At 59.1% G+C, this 22,929-nt stretch carries 23 protein-coding genes; 10 read left to right on the top strand and 13 right to left on the bottom strand.

Annotated features, from left to right (window positions below):
• Nucleotides 1-655 (top strand): UTP--glucose-1-phosphate uridylyltransferase (locus VGN68_RS02305; protein ID WP_327473528.1); only part of this gene is annotated, 655 nt, incomplete at its 5' end.
• A gap of 33 nt (nt 656-688) precedes the next feature.
• On the opposite strand, the gene VGN68_RS02300 is transcribed toward VGN68_RS02305, so the two are convergent.
• The 4 genes from VGN68_RS02300 to VGN68_RS02285 all read right to left on the bottom strand — a co-directional run bounded on the left by VGN68_RS02300 (nt 689) and on the right by VGN68_RS02285 (nt 3,867).
• Nucleotides 689-1,108, bottom strand: a complete 420-nt coding sequence (locus VGN68_RS02300; RefSeq protein WP_327473526.1) for a retropepsin-like aspartic protease family protein — start codon at nt 1,106-1,108, stop codon at nt 689-691.
• A 190-nt stretch (nt 1,109-1,298) separates the two neighbouring features.
• On the bottom strand, nt 1,299-2,141 hold the full coding sequence (locus VGN68_RS02295; RefSeq protein ID WP_327473524.1) for a hypothetical protein: 843 nt from the start codon (nt 2,139-2,141) through the stop codon (nt 1,299-1,301).
• Nucleotides 2,142-2,179: 38 nt separating this feature from the next.
• Nucleotides 2,180-2,878, bottom strand: a complete 699-nt coding sequence (locus VGN68_RS02290) for a PEP-CTERM sorting domain-containing protein (RefSeq protein WP_327473522.1) — start codon at nt 2,876-2,878, stop codon at nt 2,180-2,182.
• A 146-nt stretch (nt 2,879-3,024) separates the two neighbouring features.
• On the bottom strand, nt 3,025-3,867 hold the full coding sequence (locus VGN68_RS02285) for an EpsD family peptidyl-prolyl cis-trans isomerase (protein ID WP_327473520.1): 843 nt from the start codon (nt 3,865-3,867) through the stop codon (nt 3,025-3,027).
• Between the two features lie 104 nt (nt 3,868-3,971).
• Here VGN68_RS02285 and VGN68_RS02280 point away from each other — a divergent pair, with 104 nt between their 5' ends.
• Complete coding sequence (locus VGN68_RS02280) at nt 3,972-4,226, top strand: XrtV sorting system accessory protein (protein WP_293701171.1); 255 nt, start codon at nt 3,972-3,974, stop codon at nt 4,224-4,226.
• Between the two features lie 4 nt (nt 4,227-4,230).
• Here VGN68_RS02280 and xrtV read toward each other — a convergent pair whose 3' ends face one another.
• Entirely contained in the window at nt 4,231-5,118 is an 888-nt protein-coding gene (xrtV, locus tag VGN68_RS02275) for an exosortase V (RefSeq protein WP_327473516.1), read from the bottom strand.
• Nucleotides 5,119-5,426: 308 nt separating this feature from the next.
• Here xrtV and VGN68_RS02270 point away from each other — a divergent pair, with 308 nt between their 5' ends.
• From VGN68_RS02270 to VGN68_RS02260, 3 genes are read left to right on the top strand one after another with little or no spacing between them, the layout of a single operon-like run.
• Nucleotides 5,427-6,779: an oligosaccharide flippase family protein gene (locus VGN68_RS02270; protein WP_327473514.1), complete on the top strand. Its 1,353-nt coding sequence runs from the start codon at nt 5,427-5,429 to the stop codon at nt 6,777-6,779.
• A 56-nt stretch (nt 6,780-6,835) separates the two neighbouring features.
• Nucleotides 6,836-7,687, top strand: a complete 852-nt coding sequence (locus VGN68_RS02265) for a capsular polysaccharide synthesis protein (protein ID WP_327473512.1) — start codon at nt 6,836-6,838, stop codon at nt 7,685-7,687.
• A 17-nt stretch (nt 7,688-7,704) separates the two neighbouring features.
• Nucleotides 7,705-8,940: a glycosyltransferase family 4 protein gene (locus VGN68_RS02260; RefSeq protein ID WP_327473538.1), complete on the top strand. Its 1,236-nt coding sequence runs from the start codon at nt 7,705-7,707 to the stop codon at nt 8,938-8,940.
• Between the two features lie 56 nt (nt 8,941-8,996).
• On the opposite strand, the gene VGN68_RS02255 is transcribed toward VGN68_RS02260, so the two are convergent.
• From VGN68_RS02255 to epsI, 4 genes are read right to left on the bottom strand one after another with little or no spacing between them, the layout of a single operon-like run.
• Entirely contained in the window at nt 8,997-10,067 is a 1,071-nt protein-coding gene (locus VGN68_RS02255) for a glycosyltransferase family 4 protein (RefSeq protein WP_327473509.1), read from the bottom strand.
• A 5-nt stretch (nt 10,068-10,072) separates the two neighbouring features.
• Nucleotides 10,073-11,437, bottom strand: a complete 1,365-nt coding sequence (locus tag VGN68_RS02250; RefSeq protein WP_327473507.1) for a hypothetical protein — start codon at nt 11,435-11,437, stop codon at nt 10,073-10,075.
• A 55-nt stretch (nt 11,438-11,492) separates the two neighbouring features.
• Entirely contained in the window at nt 11,493-13,217 is a 1,725-nt protein-coding gene (locus VGN68_RS02245; protein WP_327473505.1) for a hypothetical protein, read from the bottom strand.
• Between the two features lie 58 nt (nt 13,218-13,275).
• Nucleotides 13,276-14,061 carry an exosortase-associated protein EpsI, V-type gene (gene epsI / locus VGN68_RS02240; protein WP_327473503.1) on the bottom strand — a complete coding sequence of 262 codons (786 nt, stop codon included), beginning with the start codon at nt 14,059-14,061 and terminating at the stop codon, nt 13,276-13,278.
• Nucleotides 14,062-14,127: 66 nt separating this feature from the next.
• On the opposite strand from epsI, the gene VGN68_RS02235 reads away from it, so the two are divergent.
• Genes VGN68_RS02235 through VGN68_RS02215 form a run of 5 tightly spaced genes read left to right on the top strand, consistent with a single transcriptional unit; the run spans nt 14,128 to nt 19,097 of the window.
• Complete coding sequence (locus tag VGN68_RS02235; RefSeq protein ID WP_327473500.1) at nt 14,128-15,345, top strand: glycosyltransferase; 1,218 nt, start codon at nt 14,128-14,130, stop codon at nt 15,343-15,345.
• Entirely contained in the window at nt 15,345-16,538 is a 1,194-nt protein-coding gene (locus tag VGN68_RS02230) for a glycosyltransferase family 2 protein (protein ID WP_327473498.1), read from the top strand. Before VGN68_RS02235 ends, VGN68_RS02230 begins: the two co-directional genes overlap by 1 nt.
• Nucleotides 16,538-17,563 carry a glycosyltransferase family 2 protein gene (locus VGN68_RS02225; RefSeq protein ID WP_327473496.1) on the top strand — a complete coding sequence of 342 codons (1,026 nt, stop codon included), beginning with the start codon at nt 16,538-16,540 and terminating at the stop codon, nt 17,561-17,563. The genes VGN68_RS02230 and VGN68_RS02225 overlap by 1 nt, the downstream gene beginning before the upstream one ends.
• On the top strand, nt 17,563-18,585 hold the full coding sequence (locus VGN68_RS02220) for a glycosyltransferase family 2 protein (RefSeq protein WP_327473494.1): 1,023 nt from the start codon (nt 17,563-17,565) through the stop codon (nt 18,583-18,585). Before VGN68_RS02225 ends, VGN68_RS02220 begins: the two co-directional genes overlap by 1 nt.
• Complete coding sequence (locus VGN68_RS02215; RefSeq protein WP_327473491.1) at nt 18,582-19,097, top strand: serine acetyltransferase; 516 nt, start codon at nt 18,582-18,584, stop codon at nt 19,095-19,097. Before VGN68_RS02220 ends, VGN68_RS02215 begins: the two co-directional genes overlap by 4 nt.
• A gap of 5 nt (nt 19,098-19,102) precedes the next feature.
• Here the strand turns inward: VGN68_RS02215 and VGN68_RS02210 are convergent, their stop codons facing one another.
• From VGN68_RS02210 to VGN68_RS02195, 4 genes are all read right to left on the bottom strand, one after another.
• Nucleotides 19,103-19,453: a hypothetical protein gene (locus VGN68_RS02210; protein ID WP_327473489.1), complete on the bottom strand. Its 351-nt coding sequence runs from the start codon at nt 19,451-19,453 to the stop codon at nt 19,103-19,105.
• Between the two features lie 160 nt (nt 19,454-19,613).
• A complete protein-coding gene (locus VGN68_RS02205) occupies nt 19,614-20,933 on the bottom strand; it encodes a glycosyltransferase family 4 protein (protein ID WP_327473487.1) in 1,320 nt (439 codons plus the stop codon).
• Between the two features lie 8 nt (nt 20,934-20,941).
• Nucleotides 20,942-22,123 (bottom strand): glycosyltransferase family 4 protein, encoded by a 1,182-nt coding sequence (locus VGN68_RS02200; RefSeq protein ID WP_327473485.1) that lies wholly within the window; start codon nt 22,121-22,123, stop codon nt 20,942-20,944.
• A 126-nt stretch (nt 22,124-22,249) separates the two neighbouring features.
• Nucleotides 22,250-22,864 carry a WecB/TagA/CpsF family glycosyltransferase gene (locus tag VGN68_RS02195; protein ID WP_327473536.1) on the bottom strand — a complete coding sequence of 205 codons (615 nt, stop codon included), beginning with the start codon at nt 22,862-22,864 and terminating at the stop codon, nt 22,250-22,252.
• Nucleotides 22,865-22,929: the final 65 nt, after the last annotated feature.

Here is a 22,929-nt window from a genome sequence, read left to right as displayed (position 1 = left end):
CGCGTTCGAGCTGGAAAAGACGATGTCCGAACGCGGCAAGGATCTGTCGGTGCTGGAACCGACGCGGCTTGGTCCCGGCAATTGCGCCTATGTCCGCCAGCAGGAGCCGCTCGGGCTCGGCCACGCAATCTGGTGCGCGCGTTCGATCGTCGGCGACGAGCCTTTTGCGATCTTCCTGCCCGACGAGTTCATGCATGGGTCGCCCGGCTGCATGAAGCAGATGGTCGATGCCTACCACCAGGTCGGCGGCAATCTGATCTCGGTGCTCGAAGTGCCGCGCGACCAGGTCTCCTCCTATGGCGTTATCGCCCCCGGCGCGCGCGACGGATCCCTGACCGAAGTCACCGGGCTGGTCGAAAAGCCGTCGGTGGCCGAGGCGCCGTCGAACCTGATCATCTCGGGCCGCTATATCCTCCAGCCCGAAGTGATGCGCGTGCTGGAGGGGCAGGAAAAGGGCGCGGGCGGCGAGATCCAGCTGACCGACGCCATGGCGAGCATGATCGGCACCCAGCCGTTCCACGCCGTGACCTTTGATGGCGCGCGGTACGACTGCGGGTCGAAGGCGGGCTATATCCAGGCCAATCTGGCCGTCGCGCTGCAACGCCCCGACATCGCCGCCGAAGTCCGTGCGTTTGCGATCGATTTGTTGAGATAGGACCGGCTCGCCGCCGGGACCGCTCGCGGCGCGCTAGCGAACGAGCGTGAGGCGGTCGCCGTCGATATGAACGGCATCAAACTGTGCGAGCGCATTTTGGCCGAGCAGCGAGAGGCCGACGTCGCGCCGCGGGATGGCGGCTTTAAGATTTTTGATCGAATGGTCGCCGAACGCAACGTCCTTGATCACGATCCAGTCGACCGCCACCGGGCCGCCGGCGGTCATCACCGTGCGTGTGTCGCCGACCGCCGTATAGGAGTCGATTTTGCGGGCATCGGCGTGGCTCAGGATAACGTGGCTCGCGCCGGTGTCGACAAGAAAGCGGATCGTTTTCGACCCGACCTTGCCGCCGATGTAGAATAGTCCATTGTCGTCGCGGCGCGTTTCCGCACTTCTTTGCGCTTCGTCACTGGCTGCTGGTGCGGCACTGACCGAAAAAGCGGTTGCGGCCAACCGCTGATCCTCGGGCGCGAGGAGGGATGCTGCGACAACCGCAGTTACTACGCCTGCACAGAAGGTGAGACATTGCCGCATGGGGCCGCATTAGCGGCAACGATTTCAGCTTCCGTTTCACGGCATGATTAACGGGCCGTTAGGGATTCGAGCCGCGCCGCGCGGATACGGCTGATGCGAACCTGCGGTATCAAGCAACCAAGGCGGTGCGTTCTTCTTCGAGCTTTTTGATGCGCCGGGTCTGCATCCGCCCGAAAATGATCAGAAACGCGGCCAGGATCGTCCATTGGATTGCCTGCAGCCAATAACGGATTTTGAGCGAATACTCGTCGCGGTACAGCGTGTAGTAGGGATCGTTGATCCCAACCCCAAGCGAATTGAACAGAACGCGCGCAGTGCCCGGCAAGCCGCCCTGGACGAGTATTCCAGACCATGCGGGCCGCTGTGTGATGGTTGCGAGCTGCGTTCTATTCTTGGCTTCGAGCTGCACGAAAACGCGCGCGAGGCGGCCATCTCCGGCGGCGCGGTAGGGCGCAAATGCCATCCGATCGTCACCGATAAACCAGTCTTGTCCAAAAAAGACAATCGTCCCGATCTCTCCGCCGACCAAGCGGGCCGGGCCTTCCTTGACCGCAATCGTCCCGAGATCGCTGGCTGCAATCGTCTGCGCATTGCCCTGCGGGCTTGGCAACAGGAACAGCACAAAGACGACAAAACCAACGACCACCACAGCCGTCGCAGCGGCAAAACTGTACAATATGGTCCGCAGCCTCTTGCCGCGCTTGATCTGCAGGATCAGTGCCTCGTCGAGGCTCTGCTCTTCCTGTTCGCGGCGACGAAGGAACCGCAGGACAAGCCATGCCGGGAGGGCGGCGAGGCCAAAAAGGAACAAGAAGGTCAGCAGCGGCGCGTAGGCGCCGAAATAATGAATCTGGAGCTCGGCAAGTCTGCCGAAAAATCCACGATAGTTCATCGCTTCCCACAGGAAGTATATCCCTGCGAGACCAAGCCAAGCCTGTGCGGCCAGCTTCAAAAACGGAGACCGCTTCGACGATTTCATCGCTTGGACGTTCAACGCAGTGCGCGAGCCGTCACGGGTTGCAGCGCCCGTCGCCCGTTTCGGCGGCGCAGAACGGCGCCAATACCGAAAAACCCGAGGATCAGCGAAAGCCAGGTCGCGGGCTCTGGAATCGCACTAACCGGATCGGTTCCAGGCTGTCCGCCCGGGTCGCCACCCGTGTTGCCGCCGCCGGTGCCACCACCGGTGCTGCCGCCATTGGCGGGCGGAGGGAGGCTGGCAGAAAACACCGGCGTTGCCATTGGACCGAGCGCGGGGCCGAGCGAAGCAAAGGTTGCCGGTGTACCGGCAGCCGGTGCAAATGCATCGGTAACAGCCGCGACTGTGGCTGCGTCGGCCGGGGCACCGCCAATCGCTGCGGCGGGCGCTGCCACCGCCGGATCGACGCCGCGCGCGGCGACGGTGTTGAAATCCCGCTCGCGCAGGGCGCGGCGAATCCGGTTCCGCGGAACGCGGGTGGCGTTGCCAACGCGGACAACGCCATCGGGATCTTCAGCGTAAGAACCATCGTCGGTCTCGCCCGACGGCGGAATCGCCATGGCCGCCATGGCGCTCGGCGCGGCGCCAGGCATTTGGATAATGGCGCGGTCCTCAAGGCGGCTGAAGCCGATAAGAGCGATACCAAGCAGCAGGAGGACGCGTGTCTTCCTGTAGCTCGCTGGCGCTTTTGGCGCGGCCCCTTCGATCGTCACGGCAACCCTCTCTTTCGACTCGCGACGCTTATGCGCGGTAGTTGACGGTATATCAACCAATTAGCTGTCTCAGCGTGGCACATCTTTTTACATTGGTTCGTGTTGGTTCGGCACTGTAGCACCGCGACCAGCACTATCTTGCCCGGCTATTTTGCGGCGGTCTTTTTGGGCAGCGGCGCCAACCCGTCCTGATAGGTGATATTGGCCTTGGCCTTGGCCTCGTCGAGCCGGGTGCGCAGAACCTTGCCGATGCTCTCTGCGCGCATGGTCTGCGCTGCCATCGGGCTGGCCTGCTGCTCGGTGGTCGGCACCGGCTGACGGCCGGTGATGACGCTGACGACGACCTTGCCCTGCATCGGGATGATGAACGGCTCGCCCGCTGGCAGCGCAAGGATCTGGTTGAGTACCGGCGTCGGGATATTTCCCGAATCCATGCTGTTGGCGCCCTTCGCATAGTCGACCTTGAAGCTTTTCAGCGTTTCTTCGACATCGGCCAGCGATTTGTCGGCTTCGAGCGCTTTCAGGATTTTCGGATCGCTGGGGAAGTCGAAGCTGATCTGATCGACGAGATAGGCGGTGCGCTGGCTGAATTTGCCGGGATTGTCGGCGAGATATTTCTTCACCGAAGCGGCGTCGGGAACGCGCACCGTATCGGCGGTTTTCACCCCGTACATCTGGACCAGCAGTTCCTCCTTGAGGCGCCGCTCGCGGATCACATACATCGGATCGCGATCAAGGCCGTCCTCCTTGGCGACCTGCGCCATCAGGCGGCGATCGATGATCTGCTGCAGGATCTGACGGCGGATCGCCTCCTTGTCGCCGACCGGCGGCGCGGGAAGCTCGGCGATCTCGGCGTTGAGTTCCTGCTGGGTAATTTCTTCGCCGTTGACGACCGCGACAACCTGGCCGGTCGGTTCGCTGCTGCAGGCCTGAAGAGCGATGAACGCCGCGCCGGCCAATGCCAGTCTTGCAGTTATGGTATAATTCACTTACGCCCCCTAAGGATCGCAGATCGCAAATTGCGAAATTCTGCCCTGAAATTAAACGGGTGCCATAGCGACACTTAAGACTACTTTACAACGAGGATTCCGAATTGGAAACTGTCTACGATTGGGTCACCGTCGCCGTCTTCGTGGCATTGGCCGTGCTGTTCTTGCAGCGGTCGTCCGAAGAGGAGCCGCGTGATAAAATCTATCATTATCTGCCGCCCGCCGTGGGCTGCGCCGTTTCCAACTATCTGGGGAATGAGGGCTATATGATTCCGGCCGTGCTCGTTATCGTCGCGGTCATGGCCTATATCTATCATTTCCTGAAGCCGTTCGCGGCAGCGGATGAAAAGATCGGTTAAGTTTTTAAACTTTTTGTCTGCGCCGCTGCTTCCAGCCTAGGCTTTTCTGCACCGCCAGATCGAGCAGGTAGATTGTTGCCAGCGAGATGGCGAAGGTCGTCATCCCCGCAAAATTGTGCAGGAACCCCTGCGCCGCTGCTTCGCCGCCGTGATAGGTGATCAGGATCAGCAACAGCACCCGCATCATGTTCGAAAAGATCGCGATCGGCACCGCGGCGGCGATCAGCAGCGCCATGTAACGCCAGTTGGCGCGGTGGCTGAGATAGACATAGAATAAGGTGAGCGCGGTCAGCGTGATCAGCGAGTTGAGCCCGGCGCACGCCGCCGCGACGAGCAGCTGGTACTGGCCGATCTGGATCATCACCCCCGCACTGGCGATCGGGTAGCCGACAAAGTGGAGCAGCGACACCGCACTTTCGCTGATCCACATCTTCAACGGATTGGTGAGCGCCGCAACCAGGCTGTCGGGCAGCGGCACCGCGAACAGCAGATAAAAGAGCGGGAACCACAGGATTTGCAGCGCGCGTGCGCCGATGTAGCTGTACAAGACCGCGACGAACAGCGCGTAGAGGGCATAGACCTCCAGCTCGATCACCGCCGCGGTACGGAACAGGATGAGGGCGGCGGCCATGGCGATGATGGCGCCATAGGCGCGCCACGCGGGCGGTGCCCGCCGCACCGCCGCGGTTTCGGGCAGCATCTTGACCAGCAGCCAGAGCCCCGAGGCGAGCACCAGCGGGCCGTGCGATCCCTGTTCGGTCGACCAGCTTTCGGTGGTGATGAAGCGCCAGGTGGGAAAGGTGATCGCGGCCAGCCCCAGCAGCGCCGGCCAGCAACGCTGCAACCAGGCCCACGATACGCGCTTGACCGTTTTGGTGCCCGAAGGGTGCAAGTTCGACTTTCGCTTTTGCATCGGGCAAGAATGTCGTCCCGCCACCGCGGCGGATTTGACGCTCTCCCAAGGCTTTGCGTCTAGCAAATGTTCTGCCGAGGACGCAAGCTGCGTGAACTTAGCTGTCCCGCTGCCATCGCCGACGGTCCCGAATCCAGACAGCATGTCTTGCCGCACAGCGTTTCTCTGCCCGCGCGGGGCATTGTTTTTGCTCGACAAGCGAAAGCCGGGTGGTACCGCACTGCGCGACCGCGTCGGCATCAGCAACAATCGGATCGGGTCTGAATTCCGTGCAAGTGAAGCAGCGATTGGCATTTCTGAAATCGCTGGTGCTGGGCCAGGATGCGACATCGTCGCTGCGCAGCCGCGCGGTTCACTCGGGCGCGTGGATCGGCGTCGGGTTCGGCATCCAAAAGCTGTTGCAGCTCGGCTCGAACCTGATCCTGACTCGCCTGTTGTTTCCCGAAGCATTCGGGTTGATGGCGCTGGCCACCGTGTTCCTCGTCGGTTTGCAGATGTTTTCCGACATCGGCCTGAAACCCGCGGTCATTCGCGACCCGCGGGGCGACGACCCCGACTTTCTCAACACCGCCTGGACGATTCAGGTTGTGCGCGGCTTGCTTCTTTGCGTCATCGGCGCCGCAATCGCCTATCCGCTGGCGCTGATATATGAACAGCCGATTCTGTTCCCGCTGCTGGCGGTGCTCAGCACCACGGCGGCGATAAATGGGTTCATGTCCATCGGCATGGCAACCGCCGAACGCCGACTGGATTTCCGGACGATTACGATCGTTCAACTGGTCGGACAGCTTGTATCGATCATTCTGCTCGTCACCTTGGCCTATTTTTGGCGATCGGTCTGGGCATTGGCGGTAGCGAATGTGATCAGCAGTGCCGCGACGGTAGCGATAGCCTATGCGGTGCTGCCCCGGCATCGGCATCGGTTTATGCTGGATGGAGAATCTACGAAGTCGTTGATCCATTTTGGGCGTTGGATGCTGTTTTCGACCTTGGCGACCTATTTGGGGGGAGAGGGTCTGAAGGCTGTTCAGGGAGGCCTTCTCACACCAGCCGAGTTTGGAATTTTGGCGATCGCATACACGATTGCGGGCATCCCCAACGATTTGGCGCTCAAATTATCAGGATCGATCGGTCTTCCCGTTCTGGCCGAGACATATTTGAACGCTCCGCAGAATGCGCGCGCAATACTGCACGCGCTTCGCTTGCGCACACTTGCCGTTTCACTCTTTCTATACGCCAGCGTTATGATCTTGGCCGAGCCGCTTATCCGAATTTTATATGATTCGCGATACCATGAGGCTGGTGTCTATCTGATCGTGTTGTCGCTCGCGAACGCCATTGCGTCTGTCGGACAAGGCTATACAGCAGCAATTTTAGCAATTGGAAGGGCGCCGCAATATTTTTTTCTAATGACTGCATCAGCGTTGCTTAGAATAGTAGGAATGTTGTTAGGATTCTACGCAAATGACATCATCGGAATGCTTTATGGCATTAGTATAGCTAATATCATATTGTTAATTTTTGTTTGGATTTCTGCCTATAAGTTTGAATTTTTGGACGTAAAACTCGATTTTCAGTTTCTTTGTATAATATTTTTAATATGGATTTCATCTGTTTATTTGCTTCAAGAAATTTATTGAGGCCCATAGAAGAACCGAAATTTCTTGTCATACTGATATTATAGAAGGCGATCTTTATGAATATATGGAGCGCTTGGCTTCAAGGTAGGAAAAATGCACCCAAGCATGTTCAGAGTATTTTTGATCTGTGGGAGACCCTAAATCCATCTTCAACATTCACGGTGCTCGAAAATGAAGAAGTAGATGCCATCTTGCGCGAGATGGGGGTGATCACTTGGCGAATGACTCCGCAGGTCAAGACCGATATCGCAAGAACTTATCTGCTGGCAAAGCACGGCGGGGCTTGGGTAGACTCTACGCTGCTTCCGACCCAACCGCTCGAGCGCTGGCTAGTACCACAGCTGCGCCGCCAAGGTTTTTTTGCTTTCCGATCGACCGGACGACCCGAACTCATTTTGCAAAACTGGTTCTTATACGCGGACAAAGATAACCCCCTAGTGACGTCTTGGTTGGAATTTTATTGTGATTACTGGCACGTAAAACGCTTCGCTCCAAACTCCAAAAGAATTTTACTCAGCCGACACGCTCTCGACTTTTTTAAATTTGTTTATGCAGAGAAAGAAAGGGATTCCCTATATTTTGTCGATCCCAAAAGGGGCCGCTCGTGCCGAATGTATTCCTATGCTATCCATAATTTCACATTGGCCTATCTGTTAAAGACGGACGACAAATTGGCCGAGCAATGGTCTGGTGTCCCCACTCTGTTCCATGTCCAGCCTAGCCTGATCGGTCATTGCGCCGGTGACCCCGAAACCCCCGACGACACTTTGCTCCGCTTGTCTCTGAGCCTTCTGCCACGCTCGCCGGTACACAAACTCAACCATCACGATGCACGATTTGCCACCCTGATCGATCACGCCAAATCCGAAGGCCTGATCGAAACCGGGGATGGTTGCTTGCTCAGCTAGACGGAACTCCGCTCTTGATGAATGAATTCTCTGATATCGTACAGATCCCAGACAGCGCGGGCAGCGACGTTCGCAAGCATCTTGGCCTCTCGATGTCCGACGCCCTGCGTGTGGCGTTCATTCCGGGGCCGGGCGATGTCGCGGGCACATTTCAACATTGGCGCGCGCAGCAGCATGAACCCCGCGTTCCGATCATTGCCTATTCACTCATGTTTTATGAACTGATGGATCGCCTTGATGCCCAATCCCTTATCATATCGCTGGAGTCCGTAGCTGCCGCGCGGGAGTCGATGTCCGACCGGTTTCATTTTCAGCAAATCGTGTCGCGGCCGGCAACAGGCCGCTGGAGCTATTTTTGGAGCCAGTATCAGTTTGCGAAATCGATCAATGCGATCGTCGGAGACTATGATCCACACGTCGTGGTGACCTCGACGCATAATCCTGCTCTTTCCTGGCCAAGGTTGGCGAAAAACAGGAAGCTCGTGCTCACCGCCCACAATAGTTTCTGGCCACAAGGCAGCGAACCCACAGGACTCAAGGGGCGGTTGCGCAAAGCACTTCTAAGCTCGCACGCGCAGTCGCTTGACGCAGCCATTTGCACATCACACGAATGTGCCAGACAGGTCGCCTTGCTGACCGACGGTCGAATACAAGCTGATGTTGAGTGTCCGCAGATCGTGTCGCGTTATCCGATCGAAGAGCGAACCGACGTTCGCAACCTGTTGTTTCTGGGACGCGTGGAGCGGCCAAAGGGCGTGTTTCTTTTGCTTGATGTATTCGAGCAGATCACGCAGCGGTATCCGGAATTAAGACTTGCCATCGCTGGCGATGGCGATGCCGCTCCCGAGTTAGAGGTCAGGTTGCTCGCATCATCCCTCTCCCAGAAAGTTACATTTCTCGGCCGTGTTGATTCCAACGGAGTTCATGCCGCGATCGCAGCGTCTGATCTTGTGGTTTGCCCCACCATGACAAGCTTTAACGAAGGCCTGGCAGTGGTCGGCTTTGAGGCGGCGGCGCATGGAATTCCGACTATCCTGAGTTCCGTTGTGCCGGCCAGCCATCTGCTGGGCGACAGTTGCACGATGTATCAAGCGGATGATTCAGTTGCACTCCGACAGGCGCTCTGCGGGCTTATTGATAATCCGGACGTGTATCGTGAAAAATGCGCTGCCACAGCAGGGGTTCGAGACATGATTTACGACAGAAAATTGTCTTGGGGCTCTGGATTGTTTAGAGCTATAATGAATTCCTGAACGAAATTTTCATTTTTATCATCATCAAAGGTTTCATTTTAAATAAATTCATATTTTTATATTGGTTTCCGCGTAATATCAATTAAAGTTTCTTCCATTTTATTAATTGAAATCTCATTTGAGAAGCCCGATGATATTTTCACAGACTCATTAGAAAGATTTTTCCATTCATTATTATTCAATCTCAAGATCAAAGCAATTTGGCTTGCTATTTTTTCTGGTTCAAAACTCTCCGACAAGATCCCACCACCGCCTGCCAGAATATCAGGTGCCGCGCCTGCGGAAGTAGCGACCACCGGCGTGCCGCATGCAAGCGCTTCCAATATAGGGAGTCCGAAACCTTCCTCTCGACTGGTGAACAGCCAAACAGAGCATTGTCCATATATATATGGAATTTCATCTTGTGGTGGTAACAAGCGATATTCGACAAAGTCGGGCAAGGGCAGATTGCTTCCCGGCTTTTCGTGCCCAAATGCAATGCACCGCAAATTTGGAATATGCTCTTTCGCCTTTATCAAAGCAGCGACAGCAATGTCGCTGCCTTTTCGGAAATTGCTTGTATAAACAAAACCTAACATCGGTGGGCTGGGCATTCGACGCTCAGGCTGAGAAAATCTATTCGTGTCGACGCCATTTAATACAATGGCTGGTTTTGGGGTTCCTACGTGTTCAACAAGGATATGTTCAAGCCAACTTGAGATAGTAATTTTTTCGATGGGCAATTTCAGGCAGGCATCGACGCGCTCTTTGTCGCCATTCCAAATTTCATAATCCTGCACAAAATGGAGCTTTTTTCCTCGATCGTCAGGAAAAGAAGCAATCCATTCCGCAGTCTCCCACCAAGTCGCGATAATGATGTCGGCGGGTGGGACATCCGATACTTTGACTGGCCTGTAACGTTCTATAAATTTGACAGACACTTTGGTGTCATCAAAATGACTGGCAACCGCGACTTCGCTTGGAGGGAAATAGGTGTTGCGAAATTTGGCAATTCGCCCCGTAGGGTAGGGCGGCGGCGACACCACGAGAACTTCGTGACCCTTACGTCGCAATCCTTCCGCATGTTGGGCGATTACCCGGATTCCCCCGCCAAAATCGACCGCAGCGACAACAAAGGTAATACGCATGGTTCTCACTTTGCGGAAACAGCTGATTTGTGATGATTATCGCCCGTTTGATCCTTCGCTCGTCTAATTCTTGGCGAGCCAAGGACGAAAATGGCGCCAGCAAGAAGCCACGTAATTGGCCTAATCGAAGCGTTTGGAATGCTGTCAAAGAGATTTATCGCAAGCAGCCCGCAAAGTGACAAGGATGCGAGAGAGATCGAACTGAGAAGCTTGCGGCGCCACAAAAGCCGCGCACCCCCAAGGCACAAGAGCCCGAACATCGCAACATAGCCGGCCCATCCCCACATCCCCAAGGTGATGATCCACGCGCCGTCGGTGATGCTCAAATCTTTTCCATCTTCGGCCGAATAAAGGCGATTGCGGCCCCAGCTGCCCCAACCAAAGATCGGCTTCTCGGCCGCGCGTTGCAGCAACTGATCTTCGTTGATCAAGCGGACTCCCAGTGACCCCTGCCGGTCGGCGCTGAACGAACCGGTCAGTTCCGATATCGTTGTGGTGGGGACCAGTCCGGCGCTGCGAATGGCGGGGTACAGCAACATCATGATGCACGCGGTGGCGGCGATCATCGCAACGCGCTTGGCGCGCAGAAAGGCGACAATCGGGACGAAAACCGCCGCCAAGATCATGGCGCCGACCGATTTGCACAGCACGAGCAAGACCCCAAAATAGAGCGCGATAAGGCCCGCGCGCGTTCGTTGCCGTCCCTTTGCGGCGCGCCAGCGCGCGATCGCTGCGGTCGCCGCCATCGCGCAAAAGATCGCGACCAGCAGTCCGTGGCCCAGGAACACGACGGGGCGAAATCCGCCCGCGCGCATCTGCTGCCCAAAACTATGCGGGAAAAAACCATACACCATGCGGTGCAGCTGCGGGCTCAACCGCACCTCGATCAGCATCAGCACCGAATAGGCCAGCGCCGCAGTGACTAGGATGATGATCACCTGCCACCGCCGCTCGTCGTTGTTGATCAGGCCATAGGCCGCGACAAAGGGGATCAGGGTGATGCTATTGACCGCGGCCTGCGCCAGCGCGTCGTACATCGTCATGCCCGGAATAAAGCGCTCCGCATAGATTAGCGGCTCGGGATTGAAAAAGGCGGTGAAGAAGGGCGACAGGATGAAGGTCGCGGCCAACGCGACAATCGCCGGGTCTTTCAGTGCGCCCAGCCATTTCTCCCGGACGAACAGGAAACAGCAGAGCAGGATCGACAGGTTGGAAATCACCGTCTTGTCCAGTGACGGCACCACCGGAATTTCGAACGACGTGCCGACCGGCAGGATCAGATAGGCGCCCAGCACCGACCAGATCAGCGCGCGATGCGCGGGCAACAGGATGAACAATATCATCGTCACCACCGGCCAGAACGCCAGCATCGCATAGGCGAATATATTCGGAATCGCGGTGCCCTCCCCGTCAGCGCATCATGATTCAGGCGCGCGCGACATTGCAATCGAGCAATGCCCGCATTTTGGGGCTGTCGGCGTCGGGCGTATCGTAACTGGCCTTTGCACCCCAACTTCCCCACCGAGTGCCTTGTGGCCCGATACTGCCGAAATGCGCGAACAGGCTGCACCCAATGTCCCGGTTGAGCCGCAACAATTCGACATACAGATCATACATGCGCGGATGCGTCTGTGCCGCTGCCAGCGCGGGGCTGTACGGCAAATCGGCCTGGTCCTTGGACTGGATATGCTGGCCGGCTTCATAGGCGACATAGGCAAGCCCATGCTGCTTGGCGAAGGCGACCGTCTGCGAAAAGCTGTCGCCCGCGCGCATCGCTGCCAGCACGCCTTCCATGTCGTCAATTACCATGTCCGGGGTCAGCGCGGCGCCAACCCGCTCCCATTTTTCATAAATCGCCTTGTCCGGACCGACATAGGCGGCGGGCGACACCGCATCCAATCCGCCATTCTCCAGACACCACTGAATCGTCCGTTTCGACGCATCGAACCAGGCCGCCTGCACCGCGCCCACCCGGATCAGGCGTTTGCGCGCCTCACCCGACCATTCGCGCTCCCAGATCGCAAAATTGCGGCGGAACAGCGCCCCGATCCGTTCCGGATGACCTTCACCCTGCGTCTTTGCGCTGTCTTTCCACGCTTTTTCGCCCTTGGCTTCGACCAGCGCGCCAGCGAGCGGGGAGCGCAGCATCCACCCGGCCTGATGAAACATCCAGTTCCAGATCTCGTTCGAATACTCGACATAGACTTTCAGGCTGGGGTCGAGCTTTTCGCGGACGAGCCGCGCAAATTGCGCGATATAATCGTCGGTCGCGCGGTGCGGGATACAGAACCACGGATCGATCTTGAGCATGTTGCTCAACTGAATCATCAGCTCGATCGCCACCCCGCCGGAAAATTTGAGCTTGAACGGTGTCGGTGCTGGACCCCAAATGGCTTCGGGATCGCCGGATACCGCGACCATCGTGTAAAAGCTGGGGCGCTTGCGATCGTTCCAATGCTCCTCGGTCGAATTGTTCGTCGCGGCCCAATCCATGAACCGCAGCGCGTGGAACGGACGGCAAAAATCCAGGAACTCGGGCAAGAACGGATCGTCGGCCAGATTGCTGGCCTCATGCTCCGCGGCGACCAGCCGGATGTTGCGAACATGGTTCCCGAGCTTCGACCGCTTGATCACTACGGCTTCGTAAAGCTTGCCGTCGTGGGTCATTTGCAGCATCAGCCGGCCGGGCTTGCGCGAAATCACCTTGGTGGCAGCCAGCCCGTCGATCTCGCCTTCGCCGTCGTAGAGCAGGACATAGCGACCGGGCTTCCGGACATTGGGGACATAGGTAAAGACGGTCTGCGGCTCTGCGGCGCCCGGCGCCGCGACCGGCACCTGCAGCGGATAGCCGTCCTCGTCATATTGGAAAGCGGCCTGCATCTCCGTATCGTGCGCCCCGCTCCCGCTTAGGTTGCGGGTCAGCCATGGCCGCGCACCGAGGAACAGATTCTTGAACGGAAACCCGGGCTCCCAATCGGCGATGCCAGCCAGGTTCATGCCGATCGGCAGTTTGGGAAAGCTCTCACCACGTGGCAGCGGTTCGACAGCGCTGCTCGCGAAATTTCCGGCCCACAGTCCGGTCAGGCCGAGCGCGACGATCCCTGCTCCCGAGGCCGACCCGATGAGTATAGAGCGTCGGTTTAGTCCCATCTTTTTGACCTTCGAATGTGGCACTGGATCGGGCCAATCGGGCGATCCACCCGATTTGTCAGAACAGCACAGTCTCGCGGAATGACGGGCTGGAGGTCGCGATGAAGGCCTTGATGAACATCCTGAGCGCGCTTGCCGCTCGTTCAGGATCTTCCTCGATCGTCGAAACCCGGAACAGCACACCGTCGGGGGTCACGCCGCGCGCATTCGATAGCGCCATGGTCAGGCGCTGATCGGCCCACCCGATCGGAAACTCCTCGCCGACCCGCACCCAGTAGATGATCCGTTCATTGAGACCGCCGCGGTCGGCCAAGAGCTCGCGTCCCAATAGCTTGCGGCTGCCGGCATCGATGGTTGCCGGTTTCGTCCAAACGATCGGAAAGCCGGCTGCCGGATAACACACCTCCGGACGATGCACCTGCACATCGTTTCGTTGCACGCTGCTGTAGGCGATCAGAAACATGATCGGCGGCAGACCAGGGCCTTCGTAGATGCGTGTTTCCAGATTCTCGTAAAGTTTGTCCTGACCTTCATCCTCGGCCGGCAAGACGAGCTCGGCGCTTTTGCGCGAGGTCCAGCCGCCGACCTTGGATGGTATCAGGCGCTGAAAGCGCGCCTCAGCGATGGGGGACGCCAGAGCGCGCGGGGTGTTGAAATAGGAAACGGCTGCGCCTGCGGCGAGGCCAAGACCGACGACGACGCTGCGCCTATCAATCGCTGCTTTGACCTGCGCGTTGGCCGGCACAGAATGTTCGCTAGTTGTCATTTTCAATACCTGGTTGGCTTCCACGCTTAGGCGGCGCACGGCAACTTCGCCAACGAAAAAGATCGTTAACAAAATCAAGCTATTCTTGCAAAGGCGGTCGAACGCCTTAGTCGCACTTTGGAAAACTTACATAAAGGCTGAACGGTGCGCGTTGCCTATTTGATAAATCGCTATCCGGCCGCCAGCCATAGCTTCATACGGCGTGAAATCGAAGCCGTTGAGGCCGAAGGCACCGAAGTCTACCGCTTTTCCGTGCGACCTGCGCAGCTCGCAGAGTTGCCCGATGAACGGGATCGGGCCGAAGTTGCGAAGACCGTCGTGCTGCTCCGGCTTGGCGTATTTCGCCTGTTATTCGATGTTTTGCGGGCAATGTTCCTGTACCCGGCACGGTTCTTTGCAGCGACACAAACCGCCTTGTCGGGCGTCGAGTGGCGGCCCGGCCCAGTGGTTCGGCGGGCCGCTTACCTTGCCGAGGCCGCTGCACTGGCGCGCCGGTTGCGCGCGCAACGCGTCGATCATCTGCACGCGCATTTCGGCACCAACCCCGCCATGGTGGCGCGGATCGCCGGGAAATTATCCGGCATTCCCTACAGCTTCACGGTTCATGGCCCCGACGAATTCGATGCGCCAGCCGCGCTCGACCTGCGTGGAAAAATCGCCGATTCGGCATTCTGCGTGGCGATCAGCAGCTACGGACGCAGTCAGTTGATGCGCTGGAGCGCTTTTGCCGACTGGTCCAAGATCGAGGTGGTCCGATGCGGCGTCGATGAAAGTTTTTTGGCTGAGCGCGATCACTCCCGCCTGCCCGACGTTCCACATCTGTGCGCGGTAGCACGCCTTAGCGGACAAAAAGGGATACCCCTGCTGATCGAGGCGGCCGCCAAGCTCGTTGCTGCCGGCAAAGATTTCCGTTTGACGCTGGTCGGCGATGGCGAGCTGCGGCCCGAGATTGAGGCGATGATCCATCGGCTCGATTTGCAAGATGTGGTAACGATCACGGGATGGGCCAGTTCCGAAAAGGTCATCGACCATCTGCTCGGGTCGCGCGCGATGGTTTTGCCCAGCTTTGCCGAAGGGCTACCGGTCGTGATCATGGAAGCACTGGCGCTGGAGCGTCCCGTTGTCGTCACAGCGATCGCCGGAACACCTGAACTGGTGGACGAACAATGCGGCTGGCTGATGCCCGCCGGATCAATTGACGCGCTGGTTGATGCGCTCGGCGCGGTGATCGACGCGCCGGTCGAGCGGCTGGCCGCAATGGGGCGGGTGGGGCGCGAGCGCGTGCTCGCGCGGCATGATTCTCGCACAAATGGTCGGCAACTCAACGCGCTCTTTCACCATTATCGTCGCGGACCTGGGTGATGCTCATCCTGTTGTGTTGGATTATCGCGATCCCTCCCCTCGTTGCGCTCACGATTTTCAGCCTGGAGACGCTTCTCGGCGTGACACCGCTCAAGGCGATGCCCTCTCGCGGCGCAATGCCGACGACGCGGATATTGATCCCGGCGCATAATGAGGCAGGGACGATCGAGGTGACGCTTGATCGGCTGGCCGCGATCGTCGGCGACGATGTGCGCTTGCTGGTCGTGGCGGACAATTGCTCGGACGAAACGGCGAACATTGTGCGGCAGGCGGGGCATGCGGTCATTGAGCGCTTCGATGCCGATCATCGCGGCAAAGGATTTGCGCTGGCTTTTGGCATAGACCATCTGCGTCCCGATCCGCCCGCGTGCGTGATCATATTCGATGCCGATTGCGAGACCGATGCCGCATCGATTGCCGCATTGGCGAAGGCCAGCGTGGCCCGAAACATCGTGGTGCAGGCCAGCTATATTTTGCAGCCCGATCTCACCGCCTCTCCCAAGGTACAGATTTCGAACTTCGCGTTCTGGATGAAGAATGTTGTGCGGCAGCGCGGCGGGCATCGCCTGGGGTCGGCGGCAGTACTGGTCGGAACGGGGATGGCGTTTCCGTGGGATGTCATTGCCAATGCACCGCTCGCAACATCGGAAATCGTCGAGGATCTGGCGCTGGGTGTGCATCTGACCCGCGCGGGGCAGCCCCCGACCTACCTTGAGAACGCCCTCGTCAAAAGTGTGGCCGCGACCGAGCAGGCCACGCTGGACCAACGCACGCGCTGGGAAACGGGCTTTGTGGCGATCGCCCGATCCTTTGGGTTTCGGGCTCTGTGGGACGGGATTGCGACGGGCAATCGCAAGCTCTTTCAGCTTGGCCTGCACCTGCTCGTCCCGCCGCTCGCCTTGCTGCTGATGCTTTCGCTGACGATCACGCTCGCGGTGGGGGTTGGAGCGTGGATAACCGGTCAGTGGGGCGCGTTCATTGCCCTCGGCCTCGCGCTCGCCGTCGCGTCGGCTGCGGTGCTGATCAACTGGCTGATCGCGGGGCGGAACTGGCTCGGTTTGCAGGCCATGCTGCGTTTGCCGCTCTACCTGCTCTGGAAAATCCCGGTTTATCTTCGCATTGTGAAGCGCGAGGAGGTGGTCTGGAAACGCACCGAACGGTCAGCCATCCTGTCGGAAGACAAGGCCGACTGATGCGCATCGCGGCGGCCATCGTGAATTATCGCACCCCGACGATGGTGCTTGCCTGCCTCGATAGCCTGCGCCGCGAGCGAGAGGCGCTGCCATCGCTGCAAGCGATCGTCGTCGACAATGCGTCGGGCGACGATTCGGTCGCCATCTTGTCGGCCAAGCTCAACGAAATGCCATTTTCTGACTGGGTCCAGTTCCGTTCCTTGCCGCTCAACGGTGGGTTCGGTTGGGGGAATAATGAAGCTATCCTCACCCTGATGGCGAGCGAGACGCCCCCCGACGCCATATTGCTGATCAACCCCGACGCGATGATCGAGCCGGGTGCGCTGGTTGCACTGGTCGAGGATATGGCGCGCCGCCCCGATGCGGGGGCCATTGGGAGTCAGCTGGTCAATCCGGACGGCACCCTGTCCGGGTCTGCCTTTCGCTTTCCATCGATTGCGCGCGAGTTTATGCGCGGGCTTGGCATCGGGGGCGTTGGCCGTTTGCTCGGGATCAAGCCCGTGCTTGTTCCGATCGGCGAACGCGGGCCAGTCGATTGGGCGACCGGCGCAAGCGTGTTGATCCGCACGCAGGCCCTGCGCGATGCCGGCCTGTTCGACACCGGCTTCTTCCTCTATTTCGAAGAGGTGGAGCTTATGCATCGCTTTGCCGCGCATGGCTGGAAATCCTATCATTGCCCCGAAAGCCGCGTCATGCACGTCGCAGGTGCCGCAACGGGTGTGGTGAATGGCCAGCTGGAAGGCAAGCGCCCCCCCCCCGACTATATCTTTCAATCGCGTCACCGCTATTTCGCCCTCACCGCTGGCCGGTTCAGCGCTTGGCTGGCCGATGTCGCCTGGCTGATCGGCGATAGTTGCGCGCGGTTGATCGGATGGCTGGCTCCCACCCGGCCGTCGCCCGACACGCAGGCCGAACGAAACGCGTTGTTCCGGATCGGGCTGGGCGCCTGCGCGCGTGATACGGCGCGCGCCATCGCACGAACGAGCGACGCGCCCGGTCAGCCCCCGGCTTGGATGGACGGCTGATGGTCAGCAAATCCGTTGCTGTTGTCGTCATCGGCCGGAACGAGGGCGCGCGCTTGCAGCGCTGCCTTCGCTCGATTCCCGCAGAGGTACCCGCGGTTTATGTCGATTCGGGATCGACAGACGACAGCGTTGCCTTCGCCCGCTCGATCGGGGTCGCTGTCCTCTCATTGGATATGAGCATTGGCTTTACCGCGGCGCGCGCGCGCAATGTCGGGTGGCGTCATATCGTCGATGACCCAGCCTTGGATGCCGAATTCGTCCAGTTCGTTGACGGCGATTGCGAACTGGATGCCGATTGGATCGACAAGGCGCTGGCAGCCATGCAGGCAGAACCCGGGGTTGCCGCCGTCTTTGGTCGTCGGCGCGAACGCTTCCCAGGCCGCAGCATCTATAACCGGATGTGCGACGATGAATGGAATGTGCCGGTCGGCATTGTCGCGGCTTGCGGCGGCGATGCACTGTTTCGTGTCGCGGCGCTCAAGGCGGCGAATGGGTATAGTGACGATCTGATCGCGGGCGAAGAGCCCGACCTTTGCCTGCGACTTGCCCGGCTCGACTGGTTCGTGCGGCGGATCGATGGCGAGATGACGCTGCACGATGCCAATATCCTCCGCTTTGGCAGCTGGTGGCAACGCGCGAAACGCGGGGGTTTCGCTTATGCGGCGCATGTGCTTCGCCACGGTGAGCGATCCGACCCCCAATGGCGCCGACAGCTCAAAAGCATCCTCTTCTGGGGGTTCGTCTGGCCCGTCGCGGGCATCGGCCTGGCCTGTCTTGGCGCGCTTTGGCAGCCGCTCGCGGGCGCGCTGCTGTTGGCGGCGCTCGGCGCCAGCTATGCCGTACAGATTGTGCGCATCGCGGCGCGCAAGCATCGCGCCGGGTTCGAGCGGGGATTCAGCCTGCGATATGGCGCGTTGATCGTCATCGGCAAATTTGCGGAATTCAGCGGGGCGCTGAAATGCTGGACCAACCATGTGCTGCATCGCCAGCACCGTCTGATCGAGTATAAGCAGCCGGTATGACGAGCGGATTTTCGAACCTCTGCGCCCAGATCGCCGAAGACTATGCCGCGCATGGCCGTGAATGGACGAAGCCGGGGTTCCGCAGCGTTGCGATCCATCGTTTCGGCGTCTGGCGCATGACGGTCAAAAGCAGGCTCCTGCGCGCGCCGCTCAGCATGCTCTACCGCTGGGGTTATCGGCATTGCCGAAACGTATACGGCATCGAGCTGCCCTATACCGTCACGCTGGGGCGTCGCGTCGTCGTTGAACATCAGGGCGGCATCGTCATTCATGGCCGCAGCCGCATTGGTGACGATTGCATCATCCGCCAGAATTGCACCCTGGGCATCCGCCGATTAACCGATCTTGACGATGCGCCGACGCTGGAGGCGGGCGTATCCGTTGGGGCAGGAGCCGTGATACTGGGCGCGGTCACACTGGGACGAGGTTGCGCGGTGGGCGCCAATGCGGTTGTGTTATCGGATGTGCCGCCGGGGGCGCTGGCGATTGGCGTGCCTGCCCGGTTCGACTGAACCGACTATTCGATATCGAGCAGCGTTCCCGCGGCCACAACAAAGACGCCGTGCGCCGGCACATCTTCCCGCACCACGGCGTTGGCGCCGATCCGGGCATGATCGCCGATATGGACGGGACCAATGATCTTGGCGCCGGCCCCGATATCGACATGCCCGCCGATGGTGGGGATGCCTTTCGATGTCGCTCCGATCGTCACCTGCTGAAAGATCAGGCAATTGCAGCCGATTTTGGCGTGGGGATGGATCACGATACCATTGGGGTGCGGAATGAGCAGGCCGCCGCCGATCGCGGCGTTGATCGGGATGTCGGCGCCGGTGACGATCGACCACAGACGGTGTCGGAGCACGGCCATTTTGCGGCGCATATTGGCAAGTGGGCCTTGTGCGCTCTGGTAATCTCGAATGCTTCGCAGCAAGGCGCGGGACGGGTTCCAGGAGCGGCTCGTCGCTTGTTCGCGCGTCCAGTCCGGTACACTTGCCGAGATGTTGGGGGGGGGGGGGCTCATACGCGGCTCAATCTTTGGCTTGGATAATGTGCGCCGGTAGCCCGAGGAAACCAAAATCGGGTGTGTCGGAACGCGATGTCAGCAGCCAATGATAGACTGCCGATATCTGCCCGGCTTTCGCTTGCCAGCTATACAGGTTTGCGATCCGCTCTTTCGCGGCAGTCGACATGACTTCCAGGTTAAATTCTTTGTTTGCAATAGCTGCGACAGTCGTTTCGATTTGTCGCGTGATCGTCGTTCTTGGCCCGATTGGAATCGCGAAGCCACATTCGGGCGTCACCAATTCGCCGGGTCCGCCATAGGCAATGACGATCGGCACGACGCCGCACGCCATCGCTTCCAGCACCACGCCGCCACCAAATTCGCGGACGCTGGGGAATACCATGACATCAGCCGTCCGCAAAAGACCGGCGACGTTTTCATGCGATTGCCAGCCGTGAAGCGTCACCGCGTGTTCGATGCCCAGTTTGGCCACCAACGACTGCAACGCGGCCATGTCCGGGCCATCGCCAATGATGTCGAAATGCGCTTTGCCAGCCCGTAAAAGCTCGCAGCAAGCCTCCAATGCGATGTCTGCACCTTTGTAGGGGACAAGTCGCCCGACAAACACGAGGCGCAACTTGTCGTGGCGTTTTCCCATTTCGGCAGCCGACCCGAAACGGGCGGTATCGATGCCGTTTTCCGGGATATAGATCATCGGCCGCCGGTGGTTAGCGAGTTCGCCCGAGGTATGGCAGGAACCGGCAATGATCGCTGCAGCGTTGCGATAGGTCGAGCGTATGGTCGGAAGGAAGGAATAGGCCTTGCGTATATAAGACAACCACTCGCGCTCCTTGATCCGCTCCCGGCTATATTCGGGGTGCCACGGCAGCCCGCCGTTCAGCGGGCCGAGCAGAAACGGAACACCGGCGCGTCGGCAACGGCGCGCCAGGCTGCTCGGCGCGGTTGGGCTGAGCGGCGTGACTCGGTGGACGACGTCATATTGTCCCGCCTTGATGGCGCCGCCAAAGCGTTTCCAGACAAGATGTTCGAAATAGGGATAGGCAAGCGACTGCAGGGCGGTGATGGTCGTCCATCCCTTGCCGTCGCCACCCCGCAGGCGCTCGGCAAGTTTATAAAACGGGGCGGCGAAGGCTTCAGAATCGATCGCCGTAAAGTCGCGACCTTCGATCAGGCCACGGCTGAGAAATGCGGTCCGATTACGGATCTGTGTGACAATATGCACATCGGCAACGCTGCGAAGGGCGGTCGCGATGTTCCAGCCAACCAGAGGAACGCTGACCCAGTCCGGATTCGCTGCCTCGGCAATCACCAGAACGCGGGGCATCGGCCCGTTCATTGGCGAATGCAATGCATTAGTTTGGCGGCGGACACCGACGTCAGGAAATTGTCATACGCGTAGTTTTGTCCAGCTTCACCGACGCGCTTTCTCATTTCAGGATCATCCGCCAAGCGCGCCAGAATGTCGACCAAAGCTGCCTCGTCGCCTTGAGTAAAAAGGAAGCCCGTTCGCTCATGCTCGATCATTTCGGGCGTTCCACCGATAATGGAGCAAATAACCGGTATGCCGACTCCCATGGCTTCCATAACCGCGACCGGTGCGGCCTCGCCAAGGCCGACGCTGGGCAGAACAAAAGCATCATAGCGGGACAGTCGTTCGGCGATCTGGTCATTGGGTAACGGGCCTACCAATTTGACCTCGGACTGCAGGCCGGCGTTCTCTATCTGCTCTGCGATTTCCGAATGGTAATCGCCCTCACCGATTATATCATAGTGAATTCGCAGACCTCTTTGCTTGAGCGTCGCGACCGCAGCTATGGCGTGCCGGTGCCCTTTCATCTGGTTCAGGCGAGCAACTGTGACAATCTTCAACGCCTGCGGGACACTCCAGTCGGACCTTTTTTGGTTCGCCACGTTGCGCTCGATTCCCATTCGAATCAGCACGGGTTCCTTGAGGAGGTGAGGTAAGGTGGCCTTCACTTGCTCGCACAGTGCATCGGTGACGCAAGCGACAAACTTTGCCTGTTGGAATTTGAAGTCGTGCCCGCGCCCATAAACAGCAAGGTCTCCGTGCAGGGAGAGGCTAAATGGCGGGCCACCGGAAAGTTTGCTGAACGCCAGTACATAGCCTGCATCGGCGCAACTATGGCCGTGAACATGCCGGATATTGTTATAACGGCAGATTGATCCCAGCCGTGCCCCGACGACGGCGAGGCCAATCAACTTGAACCAGCTCTCCCCTTGGTTTCGGAGATCGCGCACATCCTTTCGCGCCAACAAAGCCAGCGCCGCGAGAACCGCGCTCAACCATGCCAACAGATCACGAAAGCGGACATCGGTCAGATAAAGCGTTCGGTCGGTAGCAAGCCTGGAGAAGTCATGCGTCGTACGATCATGTGGTCGGCGGGTCGAAAAAATCGCTACAGCGTCGCCCCCTGCTTCGATATGCAGAATCTCACGCCAGAAGAAGCCGTGTGTTTGGCCGGGGAATTCCGGGACCAGATATCCGATTGTCATGAGCGAAGTTCCAACTGGCGAGTCGAGCGGCGGGCTATTTGGGCGGGGCGGCGATGCGCAAGCGCAAAATGAAACGACATCCCGAACCCATTGCATCAGCGGAGGTTGGCGCGGCTCTTAATTCCTTCATGTCTGGCGCTGTCGATAAGCAAGTAGGAAAATACGCGGCCCTGTTACCAAATATCGTCGCCAGAGGCGTCGGGGCTCGCTGAGCAAGCGAAAGGCCCATTCAAGGCTCAGGTTTTGCATCCACCTTGGTGCCCGCGATTTGCGATCGAGCAAGAATTCGATCGATGCGCCGATACACAGACCGACCCCCGCAGACTTCCCCGCGAGCAGGCAGCGGTGCGCAATGATTTCGCTCTGGGGCGCGCCGATGGCCAGCATCACATAGTGGGCGCGCTCCTGCTCGATAAAGCGGATGATTTCCGCGCTCGCGCGATCGTCGCCCAGCACGCCCATCGGCGGCCGATGCTGGACGATCTCGATGGCCGGGAATCGCTCGCGAAGCTCGGGGACCATGGCGACGTCGCCGCCGATGATCGCGACCTTTTGTCCGTCGAGCCGCCTGTTGTGGAAAAGATACGCCGTCAAATCACTTCCGGTGACGACTTCCAGCGTGACCCCATGCCAGCGCGCAAGTCGTTGCAGGATGCGGCTGTCGCACAGGCGCAGCGCGGCAGCGTCATAGGCCTGTTGAAAGGCGAGGGATGCATTCGTCGGTGATTTCGGATGCAGCATCAGCACATGGTCGACATTTGGCGTCACGACGTAGGTGAAGGTGTCACGCCGGGCGAGGCGATCGA

The sequence above is a fragment of the Sphingopyxis sp. genome (genome assembly GCF_035998965.1).
In the GTDB taxonomy this organism is placed as follows: domain Bacteria; phylum Pseudomonadota; class Alphaproteobacteria; order Sphingomonadales; family Sphingomonadaceae; genus Sphingopyxis.
Note: the sequence above shows the minus strand (reverse complement) of the source record. Positions and strands in the feature narration are given on the sequence as shown.